Source organism: Nocardiopsis protaetiae (assembly GCF_045446735.1).
GTDB lineage: Bacteria > Actinomycetota > Actinomycetes > Streptosporangiales > Streptosporangiaceae > Nocardiopsis > Nocardiopsis protaetiae.
On record NZ_JBJJBV010000293.1, the window covers coordinates 1 to 13289 of the forward strand.

Annotated in this window: 9 protein-coding genes; 3 read left to right on the forward strand and 6 right to left on the reverse strand. The window is 69.7% G+C overall.

Going from position 1 to position 13289, the window contains the following annotated elements; genetic code table 11:
* Positions 1–35: 35 nt before the first annotated feature.
* Together ACJOT3_RS29555 and ACJOT3_RS29560 are read right to left on the reverse strand one after the other, a co-directional pair.
* Entirely contained in the window at positions 36–977 is a 942-nt protein-coding gene (locus tag ACJOT3_RS29555) for an ROK family glucokinase (protein ID WP_406976415.1), read from the reverse strand.
* Positions 978–1107: 130 nt separating this feature from the next.
* The gene (locus ACJOT3_RS29560) at positions 1108–1512 is read right to left on the reverse strand and encodes a hypothetical protein (RefSeq protein ID WP_406976416.1); all 405 of its coding nucleotides are present in this window, start codon (positions 1510–1512) and stop codon (positions 1108–1110) included.
* 341 nt (positions 1513–1853) lie between these two features.
* On the opposite strand from ACJOT3_RS29560, the gene ACJOT3_RS29565 reads away from it, so the two are divergent.
* Positions 1854–3653, forward strand: coding sequence for an AMP-dependent synthetase/ligase (locus ACJOT3_RS29565; protein WP_406976417.1), 1800 nt, complete (start codon positions 1854–1856; stop codon positions 3651–3653).
* 2798 nt (positions 3654–6451) lie between these two features.
* Here the strand turns inward: ACJOT3_RS29565 and qcrB are convergent.
* From qcrB to ctaE, 4 genes are read right to left on the reverse strand one after another with little or no spacing between them, the layout of a single operon-like run.
* Entirely contained in the window at positions 6452–8101 is a 1650-nt protein-coding gene (gene qcrB, locus ACJOT3_RS29570; RefSeq protein ID WP_406976418.1) for a cytochrome bc1 complex cytochrome b subunit, read from the reverse strand.
* A gap of 3 nt (positions 8102–8104) precedes the next feature.
* On the reverse strand, positions 8105–9223 hold the full coding sequence (gene qcrA / locus ACJOT3_RS29575) for a cytochrome bc1 complex Rieske iron-sulfur subunit (RefSeq protein ID WP_406976419.1): 1119 nt from the start codon (positions 9221–9223) through the stop codon (positions 8105–8107).
* On the reverse strand, positions 9216–10187 hold the full coding sequence (locus ACJOT3_RS29580) for a cytochrome c (protein WP_431652729.1): 972 nt from the start codon (positions 10185–10187) through the stop codon (positions 9216–9218). The genes qcrA and ACJOT3_RS29580 overlap by 8 nt, the downstream gene beginning before the upstream one ends.
* 17 nt (positions 10188–10204) lie before the next feature.
* The gene (gene ctaE / locus ACJOT3_RS29585; protein ID WP_431652730.1) at positions 10205–10831 is read right to left on the reverse strand and encodes an aa3-type cytochrome oxidase subunit III; all 627 of its coding nucleotides are present in this window, start codon (positions 10829–10831) and stop codon (positions 10205–10207) included.
* Between the two features lie 482 nt (positions 10832–11313).
* On the opposite strand from ctaE, the gene ACJOT3_RS29590 reads away from it, so the two are divergent.
* The gene (locus tag ACJOT3_RS29590) at positions 11314–11751 is read left to right on the forward strand and encodes a hypothetical protein (protein WP_406976422.1); all 438 of its coding nucleotides are present in this window, start codon (positions 11314–11316) and stop codon (positions 11749–11751) included.
* A gap of 210 nt (positions 11752–11961) precedes the next feature.
* Positions 11962–13047, forward strand: a complete 1086-nt coding sequence (trpD, locus tag ACJOT3_RS29595) for an anthranilate phosphoribosyltransferase (RefSeq protein WP_406976423.1) — start codon at positions 11962–11964, stop codon at positions 13045–13047.
* Positions 13048–13289: the final 242 nt, after the last annotated feature.

Sequence of the window (13289 nt, forward strand, 5' to 3'; positions counted from 1 at the left end):
CTCCACGTGTCTTCGGGGCTCAGCGTCGTCGGGGCTCAGTGGCGGGCCAGGTCCCCCGCGCCGACGATGCCCGCCTCGCCGCCCAGTTCGGCCAGGCGCACCTCGGCCAGGCGGCGGCCCGGGCGTCCGGAGACGTGGCGGGCGTAGGAGTCGCGGATGGGCTCCAGGATGAACTCCCCGGCGTCGGAGACGCCCCCGCCCAGCACGAAGCACTCCGGGTCCAGGATGGCGGCCAGGTCGGCCAGGCCCACGCCCGCCCACTCGCCGATGGTGCGGAAGCAGGAGAGCGCGCCCTCGTCGCCCGCCCCGGCGGCCTCGGTGATCACGTGGCCCTCGATGTGCTCCACGACGCCGCCCGCCAGCTCCAGCATCCGCTTGCCGGCCGTGGGGTCGGTGCGGGCCAGGTCCTGTCCGGCGGCGACCAGGGCGCGGCCGCTCGCGTACTGCTCCCAGCAGCCGTGGTTGCCGCAGGCGCAGCGGCGCCCGTGCGGGACGACGCGGTAGTGGCCGACCTCGGCCGCCACCCCGAAGCGTCCCCGGTGCAGCCGGCCGCCCATGACCAGGCCGCCGCCGATGCCGGTGCCCAGGGTGACGCAGATGATGTGGTCGCTGCCGCGGCCGGCGCCGAAGCGGGCCTCGGCCCAGGCCGCGGCGTTGGCGTCGTTCTCGATGACGACGGGCAGGCCCACCCGCTCCTGGACGCGCTCCTTGAGGGGGTCGTCGCGCAGGCCCAGGTTGACGGCGACCTGCACGGTGGCGCGGTCCTCGTCGACGAACCCGGCGACGCCGACCCCGACGGCCCGGACCTCGCCGTGGCGGCCGCGCAGCTCCTCCACGGCCTTGGCGACGACGTCGGCCAGCCCGCGGGGGTCGTTGGCGGGGGTGGGGTACTTGACCCGGTCCAGGATCCGCCCGTCGTGGTCGACCACCCCGGCGGCGACCTTGGTCCCGCCGATGTCCACTCCGATGGTCAGCATGAGGGGCGGCTCCTTCTCACTTACGCCCGAACTCTGACATAAGTAGCCAGGCCCATGGCATGGGTCTTTTCAAATGGTGTAAACCATTCGATTAAACCAGGCTCTGCGCGCTGTGGACACCCCGGGTGTGCTACGAGGTGACCTGGCGTTCCCCGCCCTGGGTGCGCTCCTCCGCACGCCAGGGCGCCGCGGTGTCCGGAGCGTGCTCGGAGGTGCTCCTCTCGCGCTCCAGGGAGCGCTCCAGGGCGCCCAGCGTCCGCCCCAGCGCGCCCACCACGCCCAGGCCCGCGCGGCCCAGGTGCCCGGCGATCTCCGGCGCCGACTCCCGGACGATGTCCAGGACCTCCTCCAGGACGGGGCGCGGCTCGGGCCCGGTCTCCAGGCGGATGGCCTCCTCCCACACGTCGCCCTTGGACGGCGGCGGGGAGGTGACCGTGCCGACACCGCGCTTGACCCCGGCGATCAGCAGCTTGCGCTGGAGGCCGTCGACCATCCTCAGGGCTTCATCGATGATGTCGCCGTTGTTCTCCGCCATCAGGTCCTCCTCGACAGGGCAGTTCTCGCTTCACGTTAACCGCCCCGGGCGCGCCGTGCCGGGCGACCGGGGAGGGATCAGGGAAGGATCAGGGAAGACCCGATGTTCGACACTGTGAAATAAACCGGACACACGACGCGGATGTGCGCAAAGCACTACCCAGGCGTATAGTTCGCGGGCGTAACGGGTTCCTGACCTGCACGCTCACAGGCCGCACCCGGGTACACACGGATCACCGTTGGATACCGAACGGCAACCTGTTCTACTCATGAGTAGCATGGTGTTGTTACGGTCGTCACGTCCTTGAACATTCAGAACCCGTACACGTCCAGGAGCATCACGTGCGCGAATACAGCTCTCCCGCGAAAGCCGAGATCTCCGATGACGCGCGGCTGACCGACACGCTCTACGCGCGCGCGGCCGACGAGCCGAACGCCGTCGCCGCCCGCCGCCAGGAGTCCGGACAGTGGCGCGACGTCACCGCCGCGGAGCTGCACGGCGACATCACCGCCTACGCCAAGGCCCTGATCAACGCCGGCATCGGGCACGGCGACCGCGTCGCCCTGCTGTCGCGCACCCGTTACGAGTGGACCGTCGTCGACTACGCGATCTGGTCCGTCGGTGCGGTCACCGTCCCCATCTACGAGACCTCCTCCGCCGAGCAGATCGAGTGGATCCTCTCCGACTCGGCCGCCAAGGCCGTCTTCGTCGAGACCGACGCCCACGCCGAGCGCATCGCCTCCGTGCGGGACAAGGCCCCCGAGCTCAAGGAGATCTGGCGCTTCGACGACCCGGAGTTCGCCGAGCTGCGCAACGCCGGCACCGACGTCTCCGACGAGGACCTGGAGCAGCGCCGCACCGCCGCCAAGGCCGACGACCTCGCCACCCTCATCTACACCTCCGGCACCACCGGGCGCCCCAAGGGCTGCCAGCTGACCCACCGGAACTTCCTGTTCATCGCGCACAGCGCCCTGGACGGCCCCGCCAAGCAGGTCCTGCGCGGCAAGGAGAACCCCTCCACCCTGCTCTTCCTGCCGCTGGCGCACGTGTTCGCCCGCTTCGTGCAGGTGATGGTCATCGAGGCCAAGGCCACCCTGGGCCACTACCCCTCCACCGGGCCCGACCTCATCGAGCAGTTCTCGGTGTTCAAGCCGACCTTCCTGCTGGCCGTGCCGCGCGTGTTCGAGAAGGTGTACACCAAGGCCGAGCAGAAGGCCACCGCCGAGGGCAAGGGCAAGATCTTCGGCGCGGCCGCCGACACCGCCATCGCCTACAGCCAGGCGCTGGACAGCGGGCGCATCCCCTTCGGCCTCAAGCTCAAGCACGCGCTGTTCGCCAAGCTCGTCTACGGCAAGCTGCTGGCGGCGCTGGGCGGCAACGCCGAGTACGCGGTCTCGGGCGGCTCCGCGCTGGGCGCGCGGCTGGGCCACTTCTTCCGCGGCATCGGCTTCACCATCATCGAGGGCTACGGCCTCACCGAGACCACCGCCCCGACCTCGGTGAACAGCCCCGAGTTCAACAAGATCGGCAGCGTCGGCCAGCCGATGCCGGGCACCAGCATCCGCATCGCCGAGGACGGGGAGATCCTCCTCAAGGGCGACCACATCATGGTGGGCTACTGGAACAACGAGAAGGCCTCCCAGGAGGCGTTCACCGAGGACGGCTTCTACCGGACCGGCGACCTCGGCTCTCTCGACGACGACGGCTTCCTCAGCATCACCGGGCGCAAGAAGGAGATCATCGTCACCGCGGGCGGCAAGAACGTCGCCCCGGCGGTGCTCGAAGACCGCATCCGCGCCAACGCCCTGGTCAGCCAGTGCATGGTGGTCGGCGACAACCGCAAGTTCATCGCCGCCCTGGTGACGATCGACCCCGAGTCCTTCGAGCAGTGGAAGGCCGCCAACAAGAAGACCGGCGACATCCCCGACCTCACCGAGGACCCGGACCTGGTCGCGGCCATCCAGGTGGCGGTCGACCACGCCAACCAGGCGGTCTCCAAGGCCGAGGCGATCAAGAAGTTCAAGATCCTCCCCGCCGACTTCACCGAGGAGAGCGGCCAGATGACCGCCTCCCTCAAGGTCAAGCGCCACGTGGTGAACAAGGAGTGGAGCAAGGAGATCGAGGAGATCTACGCGGTCTGATCTCCCCCACTCATAGGCCGGTCCTCCCCCACGAGGACCGGCCCTTTTCGTCCCCGCCGAAACCCCCCGACATACCGGACACCACCCCGACCCCGCCCCCTGTCCGGTCAGATTCCCGGTTTCCCCCGCCGCGGGGGGTGGGGGCCGCGGGAGACCTCCGGCCCTGGCTCCGGGGGTGCACCTGTCCGGGGTCCGAGGCCCTGGCCGGGTTGTACGCATGTTCTGTTAACGCTGTGGGGTGCGGGGGTGGTCTGTTCGGGGTCGCGGTCCTGGCGGGTGTGCGGGGAACGGTTCCTCCGGCTCCGGGGGGTTGCCCGCCTGGCTTGGGGCCTCAGCTCCAGCCCGGCCCCTTCTGGAGCCCTCGGCCATGGCCGGAGGGTGTTGTGTCTCCCCCGCCGCAGGGGGTTTCCCACCTGACTTGGGGTCCTTGGCCACAGCCCGGTCAGATCCCTGGCCGCCCCAGCCACAGGGGGTGAGGGCCGCACGAGGCCTCCCGCCCCGACTCCAGGGGGTTTCCCACCTGACCTGGGGCCTTGGCCACAGCCCGGTCAGATCCCTGGCCGCCCCAGCCACAGGGGGTGAGGGCGGCACGAGGCTTTCCGCCCCGAGACCCAAGGGGGTCACTCCCGGCTGGAGCCCTCAGCCACAACCGGAAGGCATCGCGCCTCCCCCGCCGCAGGGGATTTCCCACCTTTCCTGAGGCCTCAGCCCCAGCCCGGTCACCTGCCCGGGGCCTTAGCCATGGCCGGAGGGCGTTGTGCCTCCCCCGCCGTAGGGGGTGAGGGCCGCAGGAGGCCTCCGGCCCTGGCCCCAGGGGGTTACCCACCCGACCGGGGGCCTCAGCCCCAGCCCGGTCACATCCGTGGCCGCCCCCGCCCCAGGGGGTGACGGCAGTAGGAGGCCTCCGGCCCCGGCCCCGGCCCCAGGGGGTTACCCACCCGACCTGGGGACCTCAGCCCCAACCCGGACACCTTCCTGGCCTCCCCCGCCGCAGGGGGTGACGGTAGTAGGAGGCCTCCCACCCCAACCCCAGGGGGTGTCGGTAGAGCGGGACTGGACCCCGGCCCCAGGGGGTGAGACAGCAAGAGCAGGTTTCCAGGCCCTCAACCATCTGCGGAGGGCGGTGTAGGGGGCCGGTCTCGGTCGCGTTGGTCTCCACGGGTCACCCCTTGGGAACGTACAGACCCGGGCTGGGCGCGGAGCCGTCCCCACGGTACGAGGCCCGGCAGACCAAAAAGACGTACGCGTTTCCTGCACGTCCCCGGTGGTGGGGGTGTTTTCAGGGGACGGGTCGGGGCACAGCGCACACCCCCGACCACACAGGTCCACGGAAAGACGCCCCGACTGCAAACCCGCGGTTGCACAGACCTCGCTTGAAAGCCCGACCACCTGGTGTAGTAACCCCGGCCCCGATCGCCTTCCCCGCCGCAGGGGGTGAAACCCCGGCTCCGATTGCCTTCCCTGGACACAGGAGGTGACCATGTGCACACTTTCGGTGGTACCGGTGGCGGTCCCGCCTCCCGAAACCCCTGACCCCAGGCCCCAGGCCCCAGGCCCCAGGCCCCAGGACAAGTACAACCGTCACCCGCCCGTGGCGGAGGTCCCGGTCCTTCCTCCGATCTGGGGCTGATGCCGCGGATACCTGCGGCCATCACCCCCTGGAGTGCAGGTCGTGGTTCTTCCTCCCGACACCCCCTGTGGCCGGGGAGGGCACTGACAGCGGGGGTTACCCCGTCTGTGGTCGGGCTTTCAAGCGAGGTCTGTGCAACCGCGGCTTCACAGGCGGAGCGTCTTTCCGTGGACCTGTGTGGCCGGGGATGTGCGCTGTGCCCCGACCCGTCCCCGGAAAACACCCCCACCACCCCGGACGTGAGCCCAACGCGTACGCCTCTTGGTCTGCCGAGCCTCGTACCGTGGGGACGGCTCCGCGCCCAGCCCGGGTCTGTACGTTCCCAAACGGTGACCCGTGGAGACCAACGCGACCGAGAGCGGTCTCCGCACACCGCCCTCCGCAGATGGCTGGCCACTTGGAAACCTGCTCTTGCTGTCTCACCCCCTGGGGCCCGGGCCCCGTCCCGCTCTACCGAAACCCCCCGGGGCCGGGGCGGGAAGCCTCCTGCCGCCGTCACCCCCTGCGGCGGGGGAGGCACAACGCCCTCCGGCTGGGGCTAAGGCCCCGGGCAGGTGACCGGGCTGGGGCTGAGGCCCCGGCCAGGTGAGAAACCCCCCGGGGCCAGGGCCGGAGGCCTCCTACGGCCGTCACCCCCTGCGGCGGGGGAGGCACAACGCCCTCCGGCTGGGGCTAAGGCCCCGGGCAGGTGACCGGGCTGTGGCTAAGGCCCCCGGCCAGGTGAGAAACCCCCCGGGGCCAGGGCCGGAGGCCTCGTGCGGCCCTCACCCCCTGCGGCGGGGGAGGCACAACGCCCTCCGGCTGGGGCTGAGGGCTCCAGGAGGGGAAGGGCTGTGGCTGAGGTCCCAGACGGGTGGGAAACCCCCCGGGTCCGGGGCCGGAGGCCTCCTGCCGCCGTCACCCCCTGGGGCGGGGGTGGCCACGGGTGTGACCGGGCTGTGGCCAAGGCCCCAGGCCAGGCGGGCAACCCCCCGGAGCCGGAGGAACCGTTCCCCGCACACCCGCCAGGTCCGCGACCCCGAACAGACCACCCCACACCCCACAGCGTTAACAGAACATGCGTACAACCCGGCCAGGGTCGGAGGAAGGGCCACCGCCCCACCCCCCGCAAACGCAGGGACCCGGCCTCCGGCCGGGTCCCTGGGGGTACTTCCACCTACATCACGCCTCAGTGCGAAGCGTGCTCCTTCGTCACCTCGTCCGAGTGGTGCAGGTGGTGGCCGCTGTGAGCCTCCACCCCCTCGAAGGACACGTTGTCCTTCGTGTACCACTCGGCGAGGGCGCGGCGAAGGCGGCCCTTGGCCTTGCGCGACGCGGGGTTCTTGACGCCCTTGTCGTCGGTCTCGGGCTCGGTGAGGGCCGTGGAGGTGATCACCGGCTTGCTGGCCAGCACCTCCGTCGTCTCCTCCGAGTTGCGCTTGTGCACCTCGATGAACTCACCGCTCGGCAGCTGCTGGATGATGCCGCTCTCGTACCCGTGCTCCAGGGTCTCCCGGTCACGGCGCTGCAGCCCCAGGCAGATGCGCTTGGCGATGATGAACGCCAGGATCGGCCCGACGATGGCCAGCACACGGAAGATGTACGTGGTCAGGTACAGGTTGATCGAGAACGTCTCCGACAGGATGTCGTTCGACCCGGCCAGCCACAGGATCCCGTAGAACGTGATGCCCGCGGCGCCCACGGCGGTGCGGACCGGCGCGTTGCGCGGCCGGTCGGCCACGTTGTGCGCCCGCTTGTCGCCGGTGATCCACTGCTCCAGGAACGGCCAGGCACCCAGACCGCCGAAGATGATGCCCGGGACGATGAGGCCCGGCACCAGCACACCGATCGGGACGGCGTAGCCGAAGATCTGGAAGTCGAACCAGTTCGGGAAGATGCGCAGCGACCCCTCCATGAAGCCCATGTACCAGTCGGGCTGGAGCCCGGAGGTGATGGACGTCGGGGTGAAGGGCCCGAACAGGTGGATCGGGTTGACCTGCACGAACGCGCTCAGACCCGCGATCACGGCGAACGTGAAGAAGAAGAACCCGCCGGCCTTGACCGCGAAGCCGGGGAACATCGGGGTTCCCACCACGGTCTTGTCCGTCCTCCCCGGTCCGGGGTACTGGGTGTGCTTCTGGTGCCACAGGATCATGAAGTGCGCGACGATGAGCCCCAGCAGGAGCGCCGGGATCGCCAGCACGTGCAGCATGTACAGGCGCGTGATGATGTCCTCGCCGGGGAACTCCCCGCCGAACAGGAACATCGAGATGTACGTGCCGACCAGCGGCAGCGCCAGCATCACGCCCTGGAGGATGCGGACACCCATGCCCGAGGGCAGGTCGTCCGGCAGCGAGTAGCCGAAGAGGCCTTCGAGCATCGCCAGCGTGAAGATGACGACGCCGATGATCCAGTTGATCTCACGCGGCTTGCGGAACGCCCCGGTGAAGAACACGCGGAGCATGTGCACCACGAGCGCGGCGACGAAGATCAGCGCGGCCCAGTGGTGGATCTGGCGGACCAGGAACCCACCGCGCACCGCGAAGTCGATGTGCAGCGTCGAGGCGTAGGCCTCCGACATGACGACGCCGTTGAGGCGCTCGTAGGGCCCGTCGTAGACGACCTCCATCATGCTCGGCTTGAACCAGAGCGTGAGGAAGACACCGGTGACGAGGAGGATGATGAACGAGTACAGCGCGATCTCGCCCAGCATGAACGACCAGTGGTTCGGGAAGACCTTGCGCAGGTTCTTCTCGCCCATCTTGGCGGCGTGGAAGCGGTCGTCGATGAAGTTGCCGACGCCGCGCAGCGCCTTGGGTGCTTGCGTGGTCTTGCTCATCGACTAGTCCTTCGCGTAATCCCAGAACGTCGGACCGGGCGGCTCGGTGAAGTCACCCTTGGCGATGAGGTAGCCCTCATCGTCGACACCGATGGGCAGCTGCGGCAGCGGCCGGTGGGCCGGGCCGAAGACCACCGTGGCGGCGTCCGACGCGTCGAACGTGGACTGGTGGCACGGGCACAGGATGCGGTGCGTCGTGCGCTCGTACAGTGCGGCCGGGCAGCCCACGTGGGTGCAGATCTTCGAGTAGGCGATGATCCCATTGTGCGTCCAATTCAGACGCGGGGCCACCTCTCCCTCGACCTCGATCTCATCCTCGGTCATCTTCGGACCCCAGTCCTCGGCCGGCATCTTGATGAGCAGGATGACGGACTTGGCGGAGTCGTTGAGGCTGATCCCGTGCGGGTAGTGGTCGTCGTCGATGGCGGGGAGGGCGGAGATCATCCCGTACGGGTCGTTCTCCAGGTCCTCGGCACGGATGTAGCGGTGCGTGCCCTCGACGTACATGCGGCGGCCGTTCTCCCACGGCGTCTGCTTGAGCTTGTCGCCGGGCAGCGGGCCGGTGTCGCGCAGCAGCACGAGCGGGGCCAGGCCCAGCGGCACCATCGCCAGGATGAGGGTGCGGCGCATGAGCGGGCGCTTGGTGAACCCGCTCTCGTCGGCGCCCTGCATGAAGAAGTCGCTGAAGGACCCCTTCTCCTTGTCGCTGGAGGGCAGCTCGTCGTAGGGCGAGGAGACCTCGTAGTGCGGCATGACCTTGCGGGCCCACACCGTCATGCCCGCGCCGATGCCGAACAGCGCGAGGGTGAGCGTGCCGCCCAGGAGCGCGTTCGAGTACTGGCCCAGCTGCGGGTCGGCGATCTGGCTCGGGGTGAAGAGGAAGTAGGAGACCAGGAACCCGATCCCGCCCAGGAAGGCGAGGACGAACCAGAGGGAGGCGACCTTCTCGCCGGCCCGCTGCTCCTCTTCGGAGTTGAAGTGGGTCTCCGACGCCGGGTACGGCCCGGCGTGGGTCTCCTCGGAACGGGCCTCGTCGGTCACGACGGGCTTGTCGTCCGTGGGGGTGCCGACGACGCGCTCGGGCGTCTCGTCACCGGTGCTGTTGGTGTTGTTCTCAGTCATGGGCACGCTGCTTCGCGGTGATCCAGATCGCGCAGGCGACGATCAGGGCGAGTCCGACGACCCACCCGATCAGGCCTTCCGCGACCTGGCCGACCCGCTGGAGGTCGAAAATGCCACCGGCGTTCGGTTCGGCCTGGAGGGTCTTGACGTAGGAGATGAGCTCCTGCTTCTCCTCCGGTTCGAGAACGCCGTCGCTGAACATCGGCATGGCGCCGGGGCCGCTGACCATCGCCTCGTAGATCTCACGCGGAGTCGAGTCGTGGATCTCGGGCGCCCACCGGCCGTCGGTGAGCGCGCCGCCGCCGCCGGACCAGCCGTGGCAGTGGGCGCAGTTGGTCAGGTACAGGCGCATGCCCATCTCGGTGTCGTCGGCACCGGAGATGTACTCGTCGTACTCGGCCTCGTACTCCTCAAGGGCGGCCTCGTACTCGGCCTCGGCCTCCTCGACGGCCTCCTCGTAGGCCTCGTCGCTGTCGAAGTCGCTGCGGAGCGGCTTGAAGTCGGCGAAGCTCGGGGCGATGTCGGGCACGTCGTACGGGACGTCGGCGCCGTTACCGCCGTTGCGGATCGACTCGTTGTAGTACGCGATCAGGTTGGCCAGTTCCTGCTCGGTCATGACCATCGGCTTGCGCGGCATCTGCGCGTCCGGGTTCATGGACGGCATGCGGCCGGTGCTGACCTGGAAGTCGATCGCCGCGGGACCAACGTCGCGCAGGTCCGGGCCGAACTGTCCGCCCGAACCGTCCAGGCCGTGGCACGAGGCGCAGGTCTGGTCGAAGATGGTCTTGCCCTCGGCGACGTCCACGTCCTCGGGGGACGGGACGTCAGCGGCGAGGGTCTGCGCCTGCGCCTGGTCGGTAGTGGGGGCCACTGCGGCGTACCCCACCCCGAACAGGGCTAGCGCGAGGATGACGACGACATACCCCGCAAGGGGATGCCGTCGCCGCGCGGTAATCCATTTCACGGTTTCCCCGTTTCGGGTTACTGGATGAAGTAGATGGTGAAGAACAAAGCGATCCAGACCACGTCGACGAAGTGCCAGTAGTAGGACACGACGATCGCACTGGTCGCCTGCTGGTGAGTGAAGCGCTTCGCTGCGTACGTGCGTCCCAGCATGATGAGGAACGCGATCAGACCACCGATGACGTGGAGTCCGTGGAAGCCCGTGGTCAGGTAGAACATCGACCCGTAGGGGCTGGACTGGAGGGTCAGGCCCTCGTGCGCGATGAGTTCGTAGTACTCGTACGCCTGCCCCAGAACGAAGAACAGGCCCATGAAGAACGTGATGAAGAACCACATGCGCAGCTTCTTCACGTCACCGCGCTCGGCGGCCCGGACGCCTGCCTGAGCGGTGAAGCTGGAAGCCACGAGGACCACGGTGATCGTGGAGGCCCACGGCACGTTGAGGTGCGTGTCGGGCCAGGCCCCGAGGTCGGGGTTGCCGTTGATCACCGATCGGATGGTGAAGTACATCGCGAACAGCGCAGCGAAGAACATGAGCTCGTTGGCCAACCAAACGATGGTTCCAACGCTCACCAGGTCAGGACGCTTTGCCGCACCATGTGCTGGTGTCGGTGCTGTTTTTGGGTTCGCGGTTGCTGTCGCCACGGGAGCATTATTACGGCATCTCGCGAAGGTCCGTACTCGACCCCCCGTAAGGCGGCGGATCGGTACCGGTATCGACCGTCCCGGGGCCCGGGGGCAGGGCTTTCACCGTGACTCGGGCGTTACTGTACCGCCCGGGCCCGCGCCTGCGGGTGTCCGACGCGCCCGGACGCGGTCCCGAACGCGATCCTTGGACGCCAAAGGCGATCCGTACCCGCCCGGGCGCCCGTTCAATCCGCTTCGTCCAACGGCGGGGCAACGAAACGATCACCGTTGCACAACGCCCGGCCGGGGGCGGGTTAGCGCTCCCCCGGGAGGTGCTGGCATCCTGTGGTGTCGAAGGTCTCAGGGCCCGCACCGGCGGATCCGGAACTCCTGGGCACCGGGACCCCAAGGCAATAGAGTCAGAGGCACACAGCCAACGAACGCCTCGGCCGCACCCCCCACGGCGGCGGCCCTGGTCCAAGCGATGGGACGGTTGCGCGATGGTCGACAGCGGTACGGACACGGGTGCCCGGATGCGCGTGCTGGTCTACAGCGACAAGGCCGACACCCGCGAGCAGGTGCGCCTGGCGATCGGCCGCCGCCCGGCCGCGGACGTGCCCAAGGTGGAGATCGTGGAGTGCGCGACGGCGCCGATGGTGCTGCGCAGGCTGGAGTCGACCGACCCGGCCGAGCGCATCGACGTGGCGATCTTCGACGGCGAGGCCGCCCCGACGGGCGGCATGGGCCTGTGCCGCCAGGTCAAGGACGAGATCTACCAGTGCCCGCCGGTGCTGCTCCTGGTGGGCCGGCGCGACGACGGCTGGCTGGCGACCTGGTCGCAGGCCGAGCAGGTGGTCAGCCACCCGATCGACCCGGTCGCGCTGGCCGGTTCGCTGGCGGAGCTGATGCGCCGCCGGCTCACCGCGCTCAGCGGGTGACCTCCGTGACGGGTGACAACGGCGAGGGGAACATGCGCCGTCGCCGCGTGGTGGGCGGGGCCCTCAACCACGGCGCCGACACCGGGCGATGGCGCGCGCGGCACTGACACCCGCTCCCCCTCCCCACCGCACCGGGAAGTGAGCCGCGGCGCGGCCCCGACCGCGCCGCGCTCGTGCGGCCCCACGCCTTTGTCACCCTGGAGTCGAAAAATGAACGTTCCCGCCGCCGAGCCCCGTGAGAGTTCCGCCGTCACCGAGCGGACCTGGGCCAACCTCATCACCGCCCTGCTGGGCGGGACCACCCTCAGCTCCGCCGACACGGCGTGGGCGATGAACGAGATCATGTCGGGCTCGGCGACCGACGCCCAGATCGCGGGGTTCGCGATCGCGCTGCGCGCCAAGGGCGAGAGCGTGTCGGAGGTGACCGGCCTGGCCCGGGGCATGCTCGACAACGCGGTCCGCATCGAGGTGCCCGGCCCCACCCTGGACATCGTCGGCACCGGCGGCGACCGGGCGCACACGGTGAACGTGTCGACGATGGCGGCGATCGTCGCCGCGGCGGCCGGGGCCCGCGTGGTCAAGCACGGCAACCGCGCCGCGTCCTCCTCCTGCGGGACGGCGGACGTGCTGGAGCGGCTGGGCGTGGTGCTGGACCTGCCGCCGGAGCTGACGGCCCGGACCGCGATGGAGGCGGGCATCACCTTCTGCTTCGCCCCGCTGTTCCACCCGTCGCTGCGGTTCGCGGCCAAGCCGCGCCGCGAGCTGGCGGTGCCGACGGTGTTCAACTTCCTGGGCCCGCTCACCAACCCGGCCCGGCCGACGGCGTCGGCGATCGGGGTGTTCGACGAGCGCATGTGCGAGGTCATCGCCGGGGTGTTCGCCGAGCGGGGGGTGTCGGCGCTGGTGTTCCGCGGCGACGACGGCCTGGACGAGCTGACCACCTCGACCACCTCGACGGTGTGGGTGGTGCGCGACGGCGCGGCCCGGCGCGAGACGCTGGACCCGGCCGACCTGGGCATCGCACGCTCGGAGCCGGACGCGCTGCGCGGCGGCGACGTGGAGTTCAACGCCCGGGCGGTGCGCGACCTGCTGGCGGGCCGGCGGGGTCCGGTGCGCGACGCGGTCCTGCTGAACGCGGGCGCGGCGCTGGCCGCCGTGGACGGCGTCGAGGGGCCGCTGGTGGACGCGGTGCGCGCCGGGTACGAGCGGGCGGTGGCGGCGATCGACAGCGGCGCCGCCGAGCGGCTGCTGGCGGCCTGGGTGGAGACCGGCCAGGAGCTGGCCAAGGACCTCTAGCCCGACGAACGCGCGAGGCGCCGGCGGGGTTCTGGAGGCCTCGGAGGAGAAGTCCTCGTTCCTCGGACTTCTCCGTAGAGGCCGAAGGTTCCCGCCCTCTAGGGCGTGTTCGGTGGATCTTGAGTCTCGACTCTGTGGCTCCGACGGCCGGTGTACAACCGGTACATGAGCCGCAGATTCGAGCTCTCCGACCAGGAGTGGGACCTGATCCGTCCCCTGCTGCCCCCGATGACACCCCAACG